Genomic DNA, 18,728 nt, shown 5'->3' with positions numbered 1-18,728 from the left:
ATTCCAAGCCAATAAATCACCGCCTCTTTTTAAAGATTCTTTATTAAGTCACCTATATCGTACAGGAAGCTGCATAAAATGTCAACTGCCTGCTGTGTAAAATATGGAATTTAACCATCATACGATAGCTAGAAATTCACTTTGAATATGAAGATTCATAATTGAAAATACAAAGGCTCTTTGCGTTTGATATAAATTCGTGTCTGACCTTGCAAAAGCATGAGAAAATATGCGAAGTGAAAAGATGAAATCCGCAGACTATGAAACTGCTGAAGCAGGTATCGCCTGTCCTATGGTATCTGTACAATAGTTTAAATCCGCGGCACTCGTTTAGCTCTACAGATAAAAAGAAGTTTCTTTGTGGATTGTGATTATTTCATAAACACAATCGTCTCGAAACTTCTTTTCATTATCTTATTCTCTGCTCATGGAAACACGTTTTCCACAATGTGCCAAGGCGATATAAACACAGTTCTCCAAACCGATACCATATTTTTTCTTTTTCATCTGTTCCATACCCGCTGCAGCTAATGCTTCCAGATTCACATTCTCATCCTTCGTGTATTTCAATTCAAACAGCATAGATGGCAGAGCATTGTTTTTACTGTTGAGCAAAATATCAAAACGTCCTTCGCCGCTTTCCCTGTTACTGACGATTTCATAATCGTTTCGCAGCCACATACACATACCTAAAAGCAGTGAGTGGTATGAATTCTCATTTCTTAAATCATAATAGCTGACAGACTCCAGCAGCATTTTCTGATAATTCTTCAAAAATTCATCCCAGTTCTGTGTTTTTAGTGCCTGAAACATTTTTGCCACCGTGGTTTCATCCACATTCAGAAAAAACACCGTCAGTGATTGAAATCCTCTTGCGACCTCATTATTGGGAATCCGTAAGGAGTACATGTCCTCAAGTACATCCAAAGTCTTATGTACAGTTAAGTATCCCGCATTGACAAATAGTCCCCACAAGCTGGATGTATTTTTCAATTCATAAAAGGAGGTTTCAAAATTCACCAATGTTTCTACTGTACCGGTTTTGATAAGTTTCTCATAATCATCCTTAAAATCCTGTTCACAGCTTTGCATTGCTTCTTTGATCATTGTATTGGAACTGGTATTGATCCAGTAGGGAGCCAATACCTTCTTGCATACATAGTTCACAATTGACCATGGATTATAGATGTCGATGCCTCCTATGTTATATCCGTCATACATTTCCTTTACATCAGCTGTATACTCCATCCCGTTATCAACAAGCATCTTCTTAACTTCATTCTCTGTAAATCCAAAATAGCTTGCATAATCAGCATCCTTCACTGTGCATACAAATATATTATTCAAATCACTAAAAACGTTCTCCTTCGCAACACGCTGTATCCCGGTAATCATAGCATATTCCAAATCATCGCTGGATTTCAGTGAGGTATGAAGCAAAGCAGCAAACGCCCCGCGTACATCTTCATAAAAACCTCCCGTATGAGCTTCTATAAAAGGCGTGTCACGCCTTGGGCGGGCAGCGCCTATTCGTCTATAAAAAGCATGACCCGCTTTCCATAGTATTGATGACACCTTGTCATAAGAAAACTGATGGCGCGATCAACGGTCTCCAGATTTCCATCATCCAAATTTGACAGTCCCTTCAAAATAGAATCAAATTGGGGCTTTTCAAAGATGCTCAAATTTTCCAATGTAAAGGAGTATTGATCATATACCTTAAGCAGTTGTTCTTTCACGCATGCAACAATCCGGTTTTTACTATCCTTTGCGTCTGCAAATGAAAGAAATATTGTCGGATAGCTGTTCATATGTTCTGCGTACTTTGTTTCCATAATGGCAGTATCTGCAAAAATTACTTTTGAATTCTTTGTGATATCGAAGAATTCTGCAAGCACGCCATGGGCGGGCAGCGCCTGCTCATATTGAGTGTTTTACCGAATCGGCGGGGCCGTGTAACCAACGTGGCTTTTGCCATCCGCTCAAGAAATTCCTGAATCAGAAGACTTTTATCAACTACATAATAATTTTTTTCTTTCAATTCTCTGTAATTCATGATTCCTAACGGAATTCCTTTTTTCATTATATCACTCACTTTCTCTTCCTATTATATCGCATTTCTAAGTTTATAGAAACCAGCGAATGAAGAAATATAGAATTCTGATTTACAATGCAAGATTTATCATGATAGGTTGTTCTTTGTTCCCTATGAGAATCCATGCACGCTGCTTTCATAGCAAAGCGAAAAGCAGCCGGTTCCTTATGGTTCTTTCTTGATTGCAGGTAAACTTGAAATAGGGAGACATCCATACGATTATAGTTATCAATAGAAGTTGAAGTCTCCCTTTTGCAAACACCCTAAAGCAAGAAAGAACCTCCCTTATAAATGGCTGCTTTTCCTTCGCATTTTAATTATTATCAGCTACAATTTTCTGTCCTGAATTTACATGGCATTTTATATTATATGTTTTTACATTTAAACCTATGGATGCAACAGGTTTTTTATGAATCGTGTAACAGGTGTATCCTCTGCATTTCTGAAAAACTGCTCCTGAAATTGTGGATAATCCAGAAGCTGCTTCAGCAATTCCTGATCTGTTCGCTGTAATGCTTCCAGCAATGCATACTGGGCAGGCAGCTTTGTTTCATTCATCATACGTGCTCTGCTACGTTTTTCACCTTCTGCATAGCATTGCGGATAGCCACCACCGAATTCCTGTGCAAATAATTTTTCGAACACATACTTCAGATTGATTTCAGCACCCCATCCAAAATACTGGGAGAATGGCAAAGATACCGCATTTCCCGCATTCACCTGGGTAAACAAATAAGCATCAAGTGGTGTATTGACATAGCCGCAAACAACATCAGCGAACGCATTACAGGAAATCATAGCTCCTTGCCCTGTTCCGCAGCCCGTCACGACAAAATCTACTGCGTGGCTGTGCAATAGAACCGCTGCAAGAATACCTATCTGCGTAAAATTAATCTGATGACTATCCTGTTCCGTATACATACCGTAATTGAATACCGTATGTCCTTTTTTCTCTGCTTCCTGCTTCAGAATATCAAATATCATGGCATTCTTATCTGCCTGTGAATCTTCATTTATCAATCCTATTTTCATACAACCTCCTAAAACATCGAAATGGCGGCACCAAGGATACCAAACAGGATGATACCAGCCAGAATATAGGTTACCTTAATATCCTTTTTCAGGAAATAGAAGATCAGTCCGGTAAAGCATAGTGGTAGAAGATTAGGCATAACGCCGTTAATGGTGTCCAGAATTTTCACATCGTCGTAAGCTACCGTCAGGGGAACACTGACATTGGTTGCGACCATTCCGCCTATAACCATCAATCCCAGAATACCGGCTCCTTTGAAAATCTTATCCATGATGCCGGATTCCTCTACCTTATTCAGAAAGCTGGTTCCCAGCTCATACCCCTTGTACATCAGAAAATAACGAGATGCAAAATTTGGAATATTGAAGATAAGCAGATAGATGATGGGTCCCAAGATATTGCCCTTCAATGCCAGAGAACAGCCCAGACTTGCGGCTATTACACGCAGTGTTCCAAGAAAGATTGAGTCACCGATTGCCGAAAGCGGCCCCATCAGTCCTACCTTAACAGCATTGATGGATTCAGTATCAAAGTCCCTATCATTCGCATTCTGTTCTTCCATCGCCGCAGTTATACCAAATAGTACTGTACAGATAAATGGGGTAATATTGTTAAACTCCAAATGACGGGCCAATGCTGCTTTCATTTGTTCCTCATCATCTTTATATAGCTTGCGCAATACCGGCATAAGGGAGAATGCCCATCCCAGATTTAACTGCCTTTCGTAATTAAACGATGAATTATACGCTATCGAACGAACAAACACCTGCTTTAAATCTTTTTTTGTCAGCTTCTTCTCTACAGAATTAGAATTCATTATCATCCATACCTCCCATCTCCACATTGTTTTTCTTACGATCATTCATAATAACCAGCAGAGCAATTAAAATCGCGATGCATGCAATTCCAAGCACAGGAATCTGCAGATAGCTGGCAATCAGAAAGCCGATAAAGAAATATGGAGCCAGCTCCTTACTGATAATCATTTTCACCAGCATGGCAAAGCCAAGGGCAGGCAGCATGCCACTTGCAGCTGACAATCCCTTCATAATGAATGCCGGTATCTGATCAAGCACTGCCTGAACTGCAGGACCTCCGACATAGAAACAAATTCCGACTACAATTGCCATCGGCACACAGTATGCCAAAGTTGACCATACATGCATGGCAGCTACCTTGGAGTCATTCCCCTGTAATGCATAGCTGTCTGCACGGTGTACAAAGAATCCTCTTACAAACGTATAAATAACCTGTTTTATCAGCAAGGCGAAGGTTGCAATCGGAAGGGAAAGGGCAACTGCCCCCTCGATACCGGAGCCTGTGGTTATTGCAAATGCCGTACCCAGGATTCCACCGGTGTAAATATCGGGTGGAAATGCTCCACCGATTGTCAATGTCCCCATGTAGACCAATTCCAGACTGGCCCCCACCATCAGTCCCTGCTGCACATCATTCAATGCGATACCAACCAGTACGCCGGTACAAAGCGGACGGTCATATTGTGAATATCCTAGAGCATCTCCCATATAGGCAAGAAAAGCTATCAGTGCTATCAATGCTGCTTGTATCATACTTCATTCCTCTCTTTCATTTAAAGTCGCTTAACGGGATCACTGGGAACCATACGAAGCTCTACATCAATATTCTTATCGACCAGCTCCCGAAGCATCATTTCCTCTTCATCTGTAAAATTGATATTATGATTGGAGGGATGCGGATGTGTATGCTCTCCTGCTTTCAGACCTCCAATGTTGACGATATGGATACGGTCCACCTCACTGGCAAGACGATAGGCATCCGCTACATTATCCACAACAATAAACAGATTGTATTTATCTGCTTTCCCGCTGTTTAATGCCGCGATGGATTCCTCGATGCCTTTTACAATCAGCTTACAGCTGGATGGCTTGGCGAGGCGAAGCGTTGTTCTGCGCAGATCATTGGTTACACAATCATCATTCGCAATCAATATGCAGTTGACCCCGAGATACCCGGTCCAGGAAAAGGCTACCTGTCCATGCAGAAGTCTGTGATCAACACGAAGCATTTTAATCATATGTTCATCCTCCTAAAAATCGTTTTCTTCCTGCAGGTGTAAAGTGTCTCCACTGCAGAATACTATATAATCACTGTTATGCTCTACGATTTTCTGAATCGTATCTGATTTTAATTCGTCCGGATACAGTGCTAATTCCAGCAGCAGACTGAGATTTAATCCGGAAACCAGATAAAACGGATAATCCTCTGTAAAACGCATGAATTCGTTATTCACACTACCTCCCAACAAGTCTGTGATAACCAGAAGCGCCTGCTTTTCATAATCATGATCAGCTACCAGCTGTCGTATGCGTGCGCTGTAGTCAACGCTACGATCAATATAAGCACAAAGCGGTTCTACATGGTCCTGCTCTCCCGCAATCATTTTAAGACTATCCATAATACCTTCTGCAAATCTTCCATGACTTGCGATAATAATTTTTGTTTTCATTTAGAAATCCCCCTCTTGCGTTCCATGCAGTTTGTCTTCTTTGATATAATCATATAAATAGGATATTTCGCTCATAGATAGCTCTACGCCATAATGGCTGCATACCTTTGTGAAGCTTCTTCTTACTATCTCTATGAACTTTCTGTTTTCTTTCTCAAATTGCTGCAAACCCTCGTGATTGGTAATGGGTTCTTTTGTTACCAGACGTTCAATCATACAGCATAGATGAATATACAATCCAGCTAGCGTATTTCCATAGAAGCGGCGGTCCAATTGCAGCTGCATTTGATTGACAGCACCCTCTACAAACTCCAGCAGCTTTTTTGCATCCAGAATAGATAAGGTATCCAATGCATTGCCAAGTGAGAAATTATGGATTAGATTTCTCGTAAATGTATCTATATCTTCAATCGTCAAATATTTATTAAGCAAGGTTCTCAGATAATCCAGCTGATTAGAGGTAATCAAATCCTCCAGTGATATAAACTGCTTCGGACAATCAATGCTGGAACAGATACCGGATACAAATAGAATATTATATTCCTTTGCAATTTCATTCATATAGTCTTCATTTCTGAAATCCAATAGATCGATAGAAAGCATTTCGATATCGATGGCCTTCGGCAATGAATCCGCAAATAATTCCCGCATGCGATTCGCCATTTTGATTCCATTGTCCGATATGAAAATTATCAAATCTTTTTTCTGCTTGTTTTCTACAAGTGTATAGGTACTTGTAGAATGCTCTGCCGCTTTCCTTAATAACGATTCCATATCCGCTCCCTGCAGTATAGATTCTCCGATATCCAGAGCAAGTCTTGTCGATACATTGTTGATGATGCCGATGTTCTTATTGTCTATCATAGTCAGCTGTTCATCAATATGCTCCAGTGATCCCATGTCCACAAGCAAAAGGATATCATTTTTTATTGTATAGCGATCAATATAGCGTTTCAGGCGGTCCGCAATATCCGGCATGGAGGTATCCAGAGGCATATCAAAGGCTTCGAACAGATAGCTGCCCAGCAGAGAATTTATGGCCTCGGCCATGCTGCTGGCTGTGGAATAGCCATGTGCGATAATAATGGACAAATATTTATTCTGATGGGCATGCTCATGATAAAAGCCGAGATGAATCATGAGAATTACTTTTTCCATATCATCAAACCCTAATTCCAGATTTGCAAGCAGGGCATAGCTCAGCTTCTCACAGATCAGATACCCCTGGGGATACTGCTTTTCCAACAGGCTCAGACATTTGCTGATTTCATAGGCATGCTCCTGTTTCCATTCCTCAAGTATCCTGTTATGGGACTGCCTGCCATAAATACAAGCCGCAAACAGCGGGCTGCAGTGATATGGAATTGAAACGTTGTATGTTGTAAGAACGCGGTTCAAAATATTACGAATCGTATGCTCTAACGCAAGGATCTGCTGATTTGTATATTTCTCGTTATATGCTATTGCACTGCAATATTGAGTCAATACACCATTCAGCTCCTTTACATACGAAATCATAGAAGTCGATTCATCCTTTGGGACACGATTTAATATAGTTTCAAACAGCTCCAGCAGCTTTCTTGATTCTTCATTTCGTTTAAAGGAGGAAATATCCACATACTCCACCTGTTCCTCCATATAATCCTGTTCACCCAAATCCATTAAAATGGAATCCGGAAGCTGATACATACGAATATACAGCTGATCAGTCGTTTCCTCCTCACTGTTTGCACGTGCACATACATCTTCTACCGTACGTTTTAATTCATCAATATTGCGTTTATAGGTTCTAGTCAGTAGTATATGAATGAGGTTTTTACTAACAAGCAAATATCTCCCCAGCTTCCATGACTGTTGCTTAAAGAAATGTATAATCAGCTCTTCCTTATCATCCTGATAGCGCTCATCCAAATTTGGCATCCGGCAAATGATTGGAAAGCATTGAATCAGGTCATAATCCAGATATTTCTGATAATCCTCATCCAGTGAAAGTATGATTCTTGTACGAAGCGTGATTCGTATTCCTCCACGAATAAAGCCTCCATCCTCCAAAATACGCATGAGGAGCTGCTGATCATGCTTGCTCAGATTCTGTGCCTGTGTAAGATAGAGAATACCACCTTCGCATTGCTCCAGTAACCCTTTTTTGACTTCTGTTCCCAACAGCTGTTCGGCCAACTGCATATCCTGTTCAAGGACCTTATATTTCTGCAGCAGAGCCTGTTCGGGAATAATACCTGCATCCTGTCCATACTCAAACATTTTTTGACACATAAGCGACTTCCCACTGCCTTTTTCTCCATAAAGAATCACAGGAAGACCATTTGGAGGATACTTTAATGCGGATTTCAATTGATCAATCACAGTATGAAGAGAAGTGTCATACCCGATCATTTTCATAAAATTGCGCTTAATACATGTTTTTTTAGACAACGTATCCAGAAAATCCTCAACGCTGTAAAACATACTCTCTTTAAACTGTACCTGAAATTGTTCCTCAATGTTTTTTCTGGAAAGGAAATACACAGGTCGTGTAGCGATTTTTATAAGAAGACCTTCCTTTACGAAGCCATTAAGATACTGGCTTGCCAGAGATCGGCTGATATGGAGTTCACTGCTCAGAATATGAGCAGAAAATTCCTCGATATTTCTTAAGTCCGGTTCCACCTTCTTTGAAAGAAGATGATCCAGAATTTCATTTTTTGTGCTGATTGTCATTTGCATTACTCCCTTCAATATCTGATACTGTTATCTAGATTATAAAAGAGATAAAAGCAGTGCACAACATTGTTGAAAATTTAAACACTAAAGTCTGATCTTTTCTTTGTACGAACACTTTTTTTCACTTCTCAGCTGCCATATTTTTCCAAACCATCCAGAGCCTTGTTTACGATATCCGCACTGGTAAGGTGGAATTTCTCCTTCAGATATTCTTTTGTTCCTACTTCACCGAATTGGTCATCAACAGAAATATGACGAAGCAGCGCAGATGTTTTCTGCTGTGCCATAATATCTGCTAACAGCTCCCCAATACCTCCATATCGGCTATGGTTCTCGATTGTGACAATAACCTTATGCGTCTGTATCACATTTTGAAGAACTGTCTCATCTACCGGCTTTATAAAGAACAGATCAATCACACTTGTTGATATCCCCTGTTCCTCCAACTGCTTTGCACTTTCTAATGCATCATAGACACCGGCACCGATAGCGATGAGTGCAACATCTGTACCTGTTTTTAAGATATTAGCCTTTCCGAATGTAAAGGCAGAGTCCTTTGTATATATGGACGGCACCGGTTTTCTTGTACAGCGGTTATAAATAATTCCGCCATGCTGCTCATACCATTTCAGAACCCAGGAGAATGCCACACTGTCTGCCGGTGCTACAACATGAACTGACGGGATTGCACGCATAATAGCAATATCCTCAAAGGTGGTATGTGTTGCCCCATTGTACAACGACCAGTAACCTGGATCTGATGCATAAATATGAAGATCCTGCTTGGCAAATGCGGCAGAGATACATACCTGATCCGCAACTCGTCTGGATACAAAGGGTGCAAAGGAATGGACATAGGGGCGTATACCGATGCGTGACATCGCCGCAGCAGCCGCTACCATATTTGCTTCACAGATGCCAAAATTAACGGTATGCTCTGGATACTTATCATACAGATATCCGGCGCCTGACGATCCTGCCAAATCCGCATCACAAACCATAACCGGCCTGCCTTCCAAAATCATCTTTTCCAACGTTTGACCATATGCTTTTCTTACTTCACTGATTTCATTGTTCTGTGCCAGCTTCCAGCTCATGTGTTCAGCTCCTTTCCTGTAAGGTTGATATAATCCTGAAGCGCCTGCTTGTCTGCTTCATTAAATGTCACATGGTGTGGATTCTCCTGCTGTTCAAAATAAGGAATCCCGGCACCCTTGACTGTGTTTAATAAGAGCGCGCTTGCCTGCTCCTTTCTTTTTATGCATTCGGAGAGCTTTCCATTGACAGCCTCCACTGCGTTTCCATCTACTTCACACACATGGAAACCGATACTTTGAAGCAGTGCAGGAAAATCAAAGTCACAGCTGACCTTTCGCAATAAGCCGTCTACCTGCTTCTTATTACAGTCAACCATAACAATACAGTTGTTTAATCGTTTATTAGCGATGAACTGTAACGCTTCAAACACCTCGCCCTCATTGCATTCGCCATCCCCTACCATACAAAACACATTTCCTTCTCTCTTCATCGTCTTCAATGCATAAGCAATTCCTGCTGCCTGAGAAATCCCCTGTCCAAGGGAGCCGGTCGTTACCTGAACACCGGGTGTTTTCATGCGATCCGGATGAGAAGGAAGCAAAGTGCCGTTTTCATTCAAGGTGTGAATATGCTTTTGATCCAGTCTGCCTGTCAGCATCAGTACCGCATAATAAGCAGGTCCCGCATGCCCCTTGGATAAAACAAACCAGTCCTCTTCCTTCATGTAATTTCCAAACAGAACTGCCAATGCATCACTCATGGAAAGAGCACCGCCGATATGACCATCACCGCGATAAAGAACCATATCGCAGGTTACCCTTCGTATTTTGCTCGCAAAAGCTTTCAACTCACACGTATTCATTCAACCTTTCCCGCCTTTCTGTAAATCGCTTTAATGTCCTGTAATGACAGCCTCTTCAGTTGTCCGATACTGTCAGAGCGAAGGAGACAGTTTTGTGCCATGGTCTGTATGATTGCTTCATCAATACACACGTTCAAATCTGTGATACAAACTGGCATGCCCACTCTTTTGAAGAAGGATACAAGCGCCTGGATACCGAGCGTTCCACAGCGATCATCATTTACTTCCTCTATACCCATGACTTGACGGGCAAAGGAAGCAAATCGTTTCGGATGATATGGCCGGACATAGGCAGCCCAGCTTCCCCATAAGGCACACAAGCCTGCTCCATGGACAACATTAAATAATCCGCTGAGCTCATGCTCCATACGATGACAGGCCCAATCTTCTTTTCTGCCTGTCCCCAACAAACCGTTATGGCATAAAGAGCCCGCCCACATCAGATTGGCTCTTGCCTCATAATCCTGCGGATTTTTTATACTTTTTTCGATACTGGATATTACTACTCGCATAAGACCTTCACACATACTGTCAATCAGTTCTGTGTTATCAGTAGGAGAGAAATAACGCTCCATCGCATGCATGAGGATGTCACAAGCTCCGCTTACCATTTGATAATATGGAAGTGTGAATGTCAGTATTGGATCCAAAATGGCAAATACGGGATAGAGTTGTTCATCATCACAGGCTCTTTTCAAATTCCCTTCATCAATGGTAATCACCATAGAACAACTTGACTCACTACCTGAACCGGCGATTGTCGATATTACGCCAACATCAAGCGCCTGTTTTATTTTTTGATCTTCTAAGAGGATATCCTGAAGTCTTACGGATGGTACTGCCAAGCATACCGCTACTGCCTTTGCTGTATCTATAACAGACCCGCCCCCAAGTGCCAGAATCACATCCACAATATCACCCTTTACGTTTCTGACAATTTGCTCGACCTCTGACAGCTTTGGATTGGGACGTATCCCCCCTGAACAAAACAGGAAATGGAGCAGGACTCTAATTGCGTAGTTATTTGCTCTAAAGTACCGTTTTCCTTCCAGTGGGATCCCCCGTACAATACCAACGCAGAACGATATCCGCGCTTTAGCAGTTGATCTTTCAGTGCATGCAGACGGTTCCTGCCAAAGATGATTTCTGTTGGATTTTTGTAAATAAAATTTTCCATGGCATACCTCTAGCGATATTTATCGGCTTGTCCGATACACCCGAACAGCTGCATTTTATGAGTAATGACCCTTTTCGCCTCCCGTTTGCCAGATACAAATACATCAGGTGTCCAAAAAGCATCTGTTTCTATAAGCATCTCTTTTGTACCCTGAAAAAATGCTTTGCGAACATCACTTGCAATATTGACCTTGCAGATTCCATGACGACATGCTTCTGCAATTTCCTCATCGCGGTTTGCAGAGCCTCCATGTAAAACAAGAGGACATGTATTCACTTTTTCAATTGCTTTAAGAATATCCAGACGAAGCCTCGGCACAAATCCTTTTGGATAAATTCCGTGTGCTGTACCTATCGCTACAGCAAGCGTATCAGCATTCGTTCTGGTCAAAAAGTCAGTAACCTCCTCCGGTTTGGTATACGTTACCTGCTCTACGCCTCCCTCAACGCTGTCTGATAACGCGCCAATCGTTCCGATTTCCCCTTCTACTGACACATCGACACCATGCGCAAGCTCAACAACTGTCTTTGTGAGTTTTACATTGTCCTCATATGCTAATAATGAGCCGTCAATCATTACAGAGGTAAAGCCGCAGCGTATCGCACGTATACAATCCTGTATGGTCTTTCCATGGTCCAGATGCAGGACACAGGGAACACTGCTGTTTTGCATCCGTTTTACAGCATAGGCGAAGAAATCCGATCCAACATATGAAAATTCAGGTGGTGCAAGCTCAACAATTACCGGTGCATGTTGCTCTTCTGCACATTCCATAACAGTTGAAAACAGAAGACTGTCGCATACATTAAATGCTCCTACTGCAAAATGATGCTTTCTCGCTGTTTGCAGCAAGCTCTCCATATTCATCAGCATTTTTCATCTCTCCTTTCTGATGACCCCATCATAACGATGATAGAATGCACCGTCAGAATTGTTGAAGATTTTCTTTATATTTCAATACATTTCAACCTTAATCCACTGCTTTATCACTTCTTTCTGAACTTTTCAACATATCTGAAATTCATTTGTACCAGGATAAGCGAGTGGTGAGCTTAGTGAAAAAGTTATTTAACACAATAAAAAAAATATATACTGTCCTGATTTTCTGTTATTTTTCATCTCTGCCTTTGCCGCTGATTCAAAAAAATACTGTTTCTTCTATAAAAGAAGGTATAACCTGTCATAATTTGAACCATTTCCGTGATAACATAAAAAGCACTTTTTCCATGATAAAAAGACACTGCGTTTTCTCTCGCAATGCCCTTATATCACTATTCTAAATTAGCATGCCACATCATTTAATCACTACTGCTCTGTCAGCTTTCCTGCATCATCATAACCACCATGGCATCACAGCAGATCCAGGCAAGCTGACCATATATGGAGCCGCTCATCTGTATGGGACGCCCCTGAATTTCTGTCGTTTCCTTGGTGACTACCTGTATTATGAATTTGATATCTGTCATCGATGACAGCGCACCAGCTTTATTCGTTGTCAGCAGTGCGATGTCCGCATGCAGTGACCTTGCTTTTTCTGCAATGACAACCGGATCGGATGTATTTTACCGAGCCGGACAGAAAACCAGCAGATCATACGTTCGTACTACCCCATAAGTATCTATCGCATGGAAAGGCCTCTTGCAATAAAGCCGCTCCTGCCTGCCCGGCGACATACCCCCGTTTCGCATTTAATGCACCATTATCTCCAGTTCTTTCTTTACTATTTCTACTGCTCGCTGCGTCAGCTCCGGCATGATGAAAGCTAGAACATCACTGCTCACCGCCATGCACCGCTTCATAGATTTTTCTTGCTTCAGCTACAGGATCCAGTGCATGCGTGATTCCAGAACCTACAATAACGATATCCGGACGCAGCGCTGTGTAATCAGAAATTGTTTTTCCATTGATTCCACCCGCAACCGATACACCGGCAGCCTTCACGCACTCCTTCATCAGCTTCAAATCCTCAAGCGGCTCTCTTCCAGCCGCCTGCTGATCTGCACCGACATGAACCGCAATGATATGCGCCTGAATTTCCTCCATCTGCGCAATCTTTTTAGGCATATCCTCTACACAGATCATATCCACAACGACCTGCTTACCATAGCGGTTTGCCGCATCAATACAGCCCTTAACCGTCAATATATCGGTAACTCCCAGCACCGTTACATAATCAGCACCTGCTTTCAGCGCTTCTTCCGCCTCATAATCTCCCGCATCCATGATTTTCAGATCCGCTAGAATTTCCTTTTCCGGGAACTCCTTTTTCATCACCCGTACTGCTTCCATACCATATTCAATAACAAACGGTGTGCCAATTTCAATAATATCAATATAATCACGTACTGTGCGTACAAGTGATAACGCATCCTCCAACGTGATATCGTCCAATGCCAGCTGTAATTTCATAAACTAATCCTCCTCATTTCTGTAGGATGCCAGGAAGACATCCATGATTCCTTCGAATTTCAGCATTCCCATTCCTTCCGGAACGAGCAGGGTTTCCCCTTTTTTGATAGGTACATCCTGTATCGTTCCTTCACCATCCACACATGTATAGAAGGCAAAGCGCGGATGCGAGAATGTTCCCATTTTCTCAACCTGAAGACGCATAAGTGTATACAATCCCGGTTCATCCCAGTACCTTGTCACATGAATGCCGCGCTCCAGGGAAGACGGATACATAACAAATTCGGTGGAGGTATCCGGCATATTTACATTTTCATATACCTGCTCCGGCTGAATATCACGTTTTTTTCCGGTAGATGGATCAATGCGGTCATAATCATACAGACGCAGTGTACAATCAGCGTTTCTTGAAATATTATAGGTCAATACACCGGTGCCAATGGCATGCAGTGTTCCTGCAGGGATATCGATGAATGCATCCTTAACCGCCTTCAGATATTTCAACAGGCCCTCCCAATCCTGCTGCTCTGTTTTCTCCTTGAATTCCGCTATTGTCTTTGCCTTGTGTCCAAACTGGATTCTGCCTTCCTCGGTAGTATCCAGAATGACCCATGCCTCCGGTTTTCCGCGGCCTCCGTTATATGCTCTGGCAAATGCATCATCCGGATGGAGCTGTACGGATAAATCAGCCATGGGATCCAGAATATTGACACGTACCGGCAGCTCCTCTGTATCACAGTTAAACCACTCCGGATACTGTTTGTATAATGCAGACAGTGTCATGTCCATTCCCGATACCTCACAATCCGCATGTCCCTGTAATGCGACCACATTATAGACCTCCCCCAGCGGCTTTACATCCGTATGATAGTTGAATTCATTTTTCAGACGCTCTCCGCCTCCCCACATACGCGGTTCATAAAACGGTAGAATTTTAACGATTTTCTTCATATTCATCCTCCTGTGCCATCCAGATAGGCACGTTTTTTTCGTAATGCTCATAGGCTTTCGCGGATAGAGAACCATCCGTGATGATACCGTCAATTTCCTCCCATAAACACATGGTATGAAATCCGGACTCCCGAAATTTATCACTGTCTGCCAGTACATAGATTCGCTCACTCTGGCGAACCATGGCTTTTTTCGCCTCCAGCTCCTGATAGGAATGTGTTGTAGGCCCTTTTCTATCCAGAATACCGCTCGTCCCCAAAAAGCAGATATCCGCATGGACCGACTCAATCGCCTGCACACACCAGCTTCCGGTCAGTGAACGGTTTTTCTCCCGTTTTTTTCCACCGGTGAGAAATACATTATGACGCTCTGCATCCAGACACTCCCATGCGAGGAGTGAGTTAGTCACAATATCAAGCGGGCGATAATCATTCAATAGCTTTGCCAGCTCATGCACCGTCGTACCGGCATCCAGAAAAACAACTTTGGCATCCTCCAGAAAGCCAAGTGCACAGCGGGCGATTTCCTTTTTTCGGGAGCCATGCCCCATTCGTACAGGCAGCGCCTGCTCAATATCCTGCCGGGATAATGATGCTCCGCCATACTCCCTGTGTGCAATGCCGGCAGCTTCCAGGAAGGTTAGATCCTTGCGAATCGTTTCCATGCTTACCTGATACTGCTTAGCGAGCATCTGCGCTTTCACATAGCCATGCTCCTGCAGCATTCTGATGATTTCATTCCGGCGTTCAAAGGTTGGTATCTTCACGTTTTTTCTCCTTCCTGATGACAGTATACGAAATTTTCGCCATCACCACAAATTGCGATTAGTTGCGATTTTCTTTTATTGTATCACAAATATTGCGATTGCCTGCGTTTTAAAAATTATTTATTTCTAGAAAAGCCATATAAAAAGTATGCGTTTGCTATACTCCTACGCATACTTTTATCCATTCACCAGTTTGATTATATAACTACAATCCTGCCTTTTCTCTTGCCCGGGTGATGATCTCCATCACAATCAGACTCTCCTGCTGTCCTTCCTCTACCCGTTTCCAGTCCTTTTCACGCACAATGCGTTCAAATTCGATGAATTCAAACTTCATGCGATGGACATCCGGATGCGAGTTGAAGCGTCCTTCTTCCTTCGTATCACGGTATGTATATGCCACCGCAGAGCATACAGAGGCAGAGCCCTCCACCTCCAGATATCCGTTTTCACCTTCAATAACAGCCTGAGAAGGTCCCGCGCAATCCTTTGCCGCAATGCATACGGATTTAAAGCTGCCATAATCCAGAATCAGAATACCGGATGTATCCACACGTTTTTCTATATTAGCGAAATACTGGACATCCTTCGGCATCCCGAACAGACCTGCGTTGAAATGCACATTGTACACATTCAGATCCATCAGTGCACCTCCGGCCATATCCGCATTAAACGCAGGTAGAACCTCTCCACGCTTGAATGCATCATAACGGGAAGAATACTGTGAATAGTTACAGGATACCACATGAATGCTTCCAACTCTGCTCAGTTGTTTCTTCAGCTCCAGATAATTCGGATAATACTGATTCGTAATTGCCTCCAGCAGCATGACATTGTGCTGCTTTGCAAGGGCAATCAGCTCCTTCAATTCATCCACATGTACCGTGAACGGCTTTTCGCAGATGACATGCTTGCCGGCTAAAATCGCTTTTTTGCTGAATTCATAATGCAGATGGTTATTAATTGCCACATATACGGTATCAATTTCATCCAGCTTCAGCATTTCCTCATAATCGGTGTATGTATGGGCGATCCCATGCTCCTCACTTAATTTCTTCAGCTTTTCCTCAGAGCGCTTGGTAGCACAAATTCCAAGCAGTTCGATTCCTTCGATGTCATGTACAAATTCCAGCAGACCCTGTACGACGATCATGCCTGCTCCTGCAATTCCTAATTTCATACCAGTTCCCTCTTCTTTCTTACCCATAATGTAGCATATCTTCCCGTTTATGTGAATATCTGTTTTAAATTTTTAGTGAGTTTCAAAACAAAAATGATGCATACAGCTTACTTCTATTCATGATGCTGTGTAGAGCTATCACGCGTATTCTTATGGCGGAATTTATGATACAAGATTCTGTGCATTGCATACATATGACGCGAACAGAAATCCGCAGGCTGGATAGCGGATTATATATTTTATCATACCACCTGTTTCACAAGGTATAAGCTTCGCCTCACTGACTTCAGCAAGTGCAATCATCGTTATAATTACTACATCATTTTCCTACTAAGCTATTTTCTTTTTTTCAATCTTATCCCATTCTCTGTTTTCACACCAGTATACCGTATTCGCTGCCGGATCAAACACCATGGATACCACCGTAGGACAGATGGTCTGTGCAGTCTGTTTTAAAACCTCAAAGCAGTCTGAAACATCAAAATCCTCACTTCTATTCTCCAGAAGCTCGACAGCCTTATGATATCTGTCCAGTCCCATCCAGGGGTGCCTTTCCGTGCTTCCTTTGAATGGTGAGAAATTTGTAAGAACGGAGTATTTCGGTTTTGATGCATACCGTATTCCCTGCCCCGGAATGATTTGTAAAACATTACCGGAGCGATCGGATAGCTGTGATTGAAAGGTGACACCCGGAACACTCGATACCGCTTCATGCTCAGCGATTGCTTTAATTTCATCCAGTGTTTTCTTTCTAAGCAGTAAGTCGATATCCAGATTGATAATATTGAGACTGTCCGCATTCGCAGGATTACTTCTTTCATCGAATGGCCAGCATGTCGGCATCGCTACAAAATCTCCTCTGGAATTAGCACCGAATAAGGGCAGCCAGCCTTCTTGATCGTCCTGTATGGCAATATACACTTTATCTTCCTCTGCCTTCACCCGATATTCCATATTCAAAATATCAAGATTAAAGCCGATGATTGTTTTATTGCCGTTTGAAATTATACTTGTACACATCGTATGTATCCTCCTGTTGTTTTCTCTATATTTTGATTCAGGATGGATGCTTTTGCATACACTGAATCTGTCGGTATCAATGACATATCCGTATCATAGCACATAATATTGTATTTGCGGGGAAAAGTTCATAAATTGTGGACCGTTATCCTTCAGAATTCACATGATGCAGGTGCTTATTATTTCTTATATGGAAGTTCTGTGTAGGGCAGTCCTTATGCAACTTTTAAATTTCAGGATAATAAAAAACAGGTCCCCTATGCTCTTCAATCGAACATAGGCTGTACCTGTCTCTCATTGATTTTATAAAATATCCTCCAGCTTTTTTTGATCGAGAAGAATCAAAGCATGCCCCTCGATGCGGAAGATTCCTTCCTTTTCCATACGCTTCAGCTCCTGATTCAAAGAGGAACGACTCACATGCAGGGTATTTGCCCAGATGGTCTGTGAACGCGGAAGCGGTATCCGTTCATGCTCTGACAAATGATTCATACTCAGCAGCCAGTATGCCACGCGCTGCTGAATCGTCTGATACATCAGGCAGCTCAGCAGCATCTGATTGCGCAAGCCCCGTTTTGACAGATACAGCATAAACGCCGTCATCATTTCCGTATCCTCCTTCAGCATTTCCTCCAGATCGGATACATGCATCCAGGCAACGGTTGTCCGTCTTACTGCGACCAGCGTATACGTATACTGCCGCTTTCCTGTAAAATACAGCAGCTCAGGAAACACATCATTATCCTCAAAATAGGCACTGCACAGCACACTTCCCTGACTGGTATACTGCTCCGCCTTTAAAACGCCATCCACAACCATTCCGAAATGATCAATCGTGTCATTGATGGAATGCAGAATCTGCGAGCTTTTATAGGTTTCATACTGCAGCCTTTTCCCATAAATCTCATGGTGCATGCAGCGGTGGGCAAATATCGGCATAAGACCATAGGGTTCCTTGCGCATGGAAATCCTCCTTTATCCGTTTACA

General features: G+C 42.5%; 19 protein-coding genes and 1 pseudogene. All 20 read right to left on the bottom strand.

Annotated elements, in window-relative coordinates; genetic code table 11:
• Positions 1-414 precede the first annotated feature (414 nt).
• A complete protein-coding gene (locus tag ACG3M1_RS04715; RefSeq protein ID WP_009587360.1) occupies positions 415-1,575 on the bottom strand; it encodes an AAA family ATPase in 1,161 nt (386 codons plus the stop codon).
• The gene (locus ACG3M1_RS04710; RefSeq protein WP_254888037.1) at positions 1,527-1,898 is read right to left on the bottom strand and encodes an AAA family ATPase; all 372 of its coding nucleotides are present in this window, start codon (positions 1,896-1,898) and stop codon (positions 1,527-1,529) included. The genes ACG3M1_RS04715 and ACG3M1_RS04710 overlap by 49 nt, the downstream gene beginning before the upstream one ends.
• Positions 1,856-2,056: an AAA family ATPase gene (locus tag ACG3M1_RS04705; protein ID WP_253278413.1), complete on the bottom strand. Its 201-nt coding sequence runs from the start codon at positions 2,054-2,056 to the stop codon at positions 1,856-1,858. Before ACG3M1_RS04705 ends, ACG3M1_RS04710 begins: the two co-directional genes overlap by 43 nt.
• Positions 2,057-2,482: 426 nt before the next feature.
• Entirely contained in the window at positions 2,483-3,127 is a 645-nt protein-coding gene (locus ACG3M1_RS04700; RefSeq protein ID WP_002607506.1) for an RpiB/LacA/LacB family sugar-phosphate isomerase, read from the bottom strand.
• Positions 3,128-3,135: 8 nt separating this feature from the next.
• Entirely contained in the window at positions 3,136-3,951 is an 816-nt protein-coding gene (locus tag ACG3M1_RS04695; protein WP_008726997.1) for a PTS system mannose/fructose/sorbose family transporter subunit IID, read from the bottom strand.
• A complete protein-coding gene (locus ACG3M1_RS04690; protein WP_008726996.1) occupies positions 3,935-4,699 on the bottom strand; it encodes a PTS mannose/fructose/sorbose/N-acetylgalactosamine transporter subunit IIC in 765 nt (254 codons plus the stop codon). The genes ACG3M1_RS04695 and ACG3M1_RS04690 overlap by 17 nt, the downstream gene beginning before the upstream one ends.
• A 20-nt stretch (positions 4,700-4,719) precedes the next feature.
• Positions 4,720-5,184, bottom strand: coding sequence for a PTS sugar transporter subunit IIB (locus ACG3M1_RS04685; RefSeq protein ID WP_008816993.1), 465 nt, complete (start codon positions 5,182-5,184; stop codon positions 4,720-4,722).
• Between the two features lie 12 nt (positions 5,185-5,196).
• Positions 5,197-5,616 carry a PTS sugar transporter subunit IIA gene (locus ACG3M1_RS04680; RefSeq protein WP_008816994.1) on the bottom strand — a complete coding sequence of 140 codons (420 nt, stop codon included), beginning with the start codon at positions 5,614-5,616 and terminating at the stop codon, positions 5,197-5,199.
• A complete protein-coding gene (locus tag ACG3M1_RS04675; RefSeq protein WP_008816995.1) occupies positions 5,617-8,334 on the bottom strand; it encodes a PRD domain-containing protein in 2,718 nt (905 codons plus the stop codon).
• A gap of 131 nt (positions 8,335-8,465) precedes the next feature.
• Positions 8,466-9,434: a transketolase family protein gene (locus ACG3M1_RS04670; RefSeq protein ID WP_008816996.1), complete on the bottom strand. Its 969-nt coding sequence runs from the start codon at positions 9,432-9,434 to the stop codon at positions 8,466-8,468.
• Complete coding sequence (locus tag ACG3M1_RS04665; RefSeq protein ID WP_008816997.1) at positions 9,431-10,237, bottom strand: transketolase; 807 nt, start codon at positions 10,235-10,237, stop codon at positions 9,431-9,433. Before ACG3M1_RS04665 ends, ACG3M1_RS04670 begins: the two co-directional genes overlap by 4 nt.
• A pseudogene (locus ACG3M1_RS04660) lies at positions 10,234-11,414 on the bottom strand (iron-containing alcohol dehydrogenase). Before ACG3M1_RS04660 ends, ACG3M1_RS04665 begins: the two are co-directional and overlap by 4 nt.
• 9 nt (positions 11,415-11,423) lie before the next feature.
• Positions 11,424-12,287 carry a ketose-bisphosphate aldolase gene (locus ACG3M1_RS04655; protein ID WP_008816999.1) on the bottom strand — a complete coding sequence of 288 codons (864 nt, stop codon included), beginning with the start codon at positions 12,285-12,287 and terminating at the stop codon, positions 11,424-11,426.
• Between the two features lie 443 nt (positions 12,288-12,730).
• Positions 12,731-12,880 carry a hypothetical protein gene (locus tag ACG3M1_RS04650; protein WP_021419694.1) on the bottom strand — a complete coding sequence of 50 codons (150 nt, stop codon included), beginning with the start codon at positions 12,878-12,880 and terminating at the stop codon, positions 12,731-12,733.
• Positions 12,881-13,184: 304 nt separating this feature from the next.
• Entirely contained in the window at positions 13,185-13,823 is a 639-nt protein-coding gene (gene hxlA, locus ACG3M1_RS04645; protein WP_008817000.1) for a 3-hexulose-6-phosphate synthase, read from the bottom strand.
• Between the two features lie 3 nt (positions 13,824-13,826).
• The gene (locus ACG3M1_RS04640; RefSeq protein ID WP_009587381.1) at positions 13,827-14,774 is read right to left on the bottom strand and encodes a class I mannose-6-phosphate isomerase; all 948 of its coding nucleotides are present in this window, start codon (positions 14,772-14,774) and stop codon (positions 13,827-13,829) included.
• On the bottom strand, positions 14,758-15,540 hold the full coding sequence (locus ACG3M1_RS04635; protein ID WP_009587378.1) for a DeoR/GlpR family DNA-binding transcription regulator: 783 nt from the start codon (positions 15,538-15,540) through the stop codon (positions 14,758-14,760). The genes ACG3M1_RS04640 and ACG3M1_RS04635 overlap by 17 nt, the downstream gene beginning before the upstream one ends.
• Before the next feature lie 205 nt (positions 15,541-15,745).
• Positions 15,746-16,720 (bottom strand): Gfo/Idh/MocA family protein, encoded by a 975-nt coding sequence (locus tag ACG3M1_RS04630; protein ID WP_008817003.1) that lies wholly within the window; start codon positions 16,718-16,720, stop codon positions 15,746-15,748.
• Positions 16,721-17,050: 330 nt separating this feature from the next.
• On the bottom strand, positions 17,051-17,740 hold the full coding sequence (locus tag ACG3M1_RS04625) for a hypothetical protein (RefSeq protein WP_021419697.1): 690 nt from the start codon (positions 17,738-17,740) through the stop codon (positions 17,051-17,053).
• Positions 17,741-18,043: 303 nt separating this feature from the next.
• Positions 18,044-18,703 (bottom strand): Crp/Fnr family transcriptional regulator, encoded by a 660-nt coding sequence (locus ACG3M1_RS04620; RefSeq protein ID WP_009269742.1) that lies wholly within the window; start codon positions 18,701-18,703, stop codon positions 18,044-18,046.
• Positions 18,704-18,728 lie beyond the last annotated feature (25 nt).

Origin of the sequence: Clostridium sp. 10cd* (assembly GCF_044336395.1) — a bacterium.
GTDB classification, from domain to species: domain Bacteria; phylum Bacillota_I; class Bacilli_A; order Erysipelotrichales; family Erysipelotrichaceae; genus Clostridium_AQ; species Clostridium_AQ innocuum.
This window is presented reverse-complemented; position numbering and strand designations above follow the sequence as displayed.

What these genes read in the sequence shown, in the direction of transcription:
- ACG3M1_RS04705 (WP_253278413.1), bottom strand. Translation starts at nt 2,056, where the DNA reads ATGAATTACAGAGAATTGAAAGAAAAAAATTATTATGTAGTTGATAAA.
- ACG3M1_RS04700 (WP_002607506.1), bottom strand. Translation starts at nt 3,127, where the DNA reads ATGAAAATAGGATTGATAAATGAAGATTCACAGGCAGATAAGAATGCC.
- ACG3M1_RS04695 (WP_008726997.1), bottom strand. Translation starts at nt 3,951, where the DNA reads ATGATAATGAATTCTAATTCTGTAGAGAAGAAGCTGACAAAAAAAGAT.
- ACG3M1_RS04690 (WP_008726996.1), bottom strand. Translation starts at nt 4,699, where the DNA reads ATGATACAAGCAGCATTGATAGCACTGATAGCTTTTCTTGCCTATATG.
- ACG3M1_RS04685 (WP_008816993.1), bottom strand. Translation starts at nt 5,184, where the DNA reads ATGATTAAAATGCTTCGTGTTGATCACAGACTTCTGCATGGACAGGTA.
- ACG3M1_RS04680 (WP_008816994.1), bottom strand. Translation starts at nt 5,616, where the DNA reads ATGAAAACAAAAATTATTATCGCAAGTCATGGAAGATTTGCAGAAGGT.
- ACG3M1_RS04675 (WP_008816995.1), bottom strand. Translation starts at nt 8,334, where the DNA reads ATGACAATCAGCACAAAAAATGAAATTCTGGATCATCTTCTTTCAAAG.
- ACG3M1_RS04670 (WP_008816996.1), bottom strand. Translation starts at nt 9,434, where the DNA reads ATGAGCTGGAAGCTGGCACAGAACAATGAAATCAGTGAAGTAAGAAAA.
- ACG3M1_RS04665 (WP_008816997.1), bottom strand. Translation starts at nt 10,237, where the DNA reads ATGAATACGTGTGAGTTGAAAGCTTTTGCGAGCAAAATACGAAGGGTA.
- ACG3M1_RS04655 (WP_008816999.1), bottom strand. Translation starts at nt 12,287, where the DNA reads ATGCTGATGAATATGGAGAGCTTGCTGCAAACAGCGAGAAAGCATCAT.
- ACG3M1_RS04650 (WP_021419694.1), bottom strand. Translation starts at nt 12,880, where the DNA reads ATGACAGATATCAAATTCATAATACAGGTAGTCACCAAGGAAACGACA.
- hxlA (WP_008817000.1), bottom strand. Translation starts at nt 13,823, where the DNA reads ATGAAATTACAGCTGGCATTGGACGATATCACGTTGGAGGATGCGTTA.
- ACG3M1_RS04640 (WP_009587381.1), bottom strand. Translation starts at nt 14,774, where the DNA reads ATGAAGAAAATCGTTAAAATTCTACCGTTTTATGAACCGCGTATGTGG.
- ACG3M1_RS04630 (WP_008817003.1), bottom strand. Translation starts at nt 16,720, where the DNA reads ATGAAATTAGGAATTGCAGGAGCAGGCATGATCGTCGTACAGGGTCTG.
- ACG3M1_RS04625 (WP_021419697.1), bottom strand. Translation starts at nt 17,740, where the DNA reads ATGTGTACAAGTATAATTTCAAACGGCAATAAAACAATCATCGGCTTT.
- ACG3M1_RS04620 (WP_009269742.1), bottom strand. Translation starts at nt 18,703, where the DNA reads ATGCGCAAGGAACCCTATGGTCTTATGCCGATATTTGCCCACCGCTGC.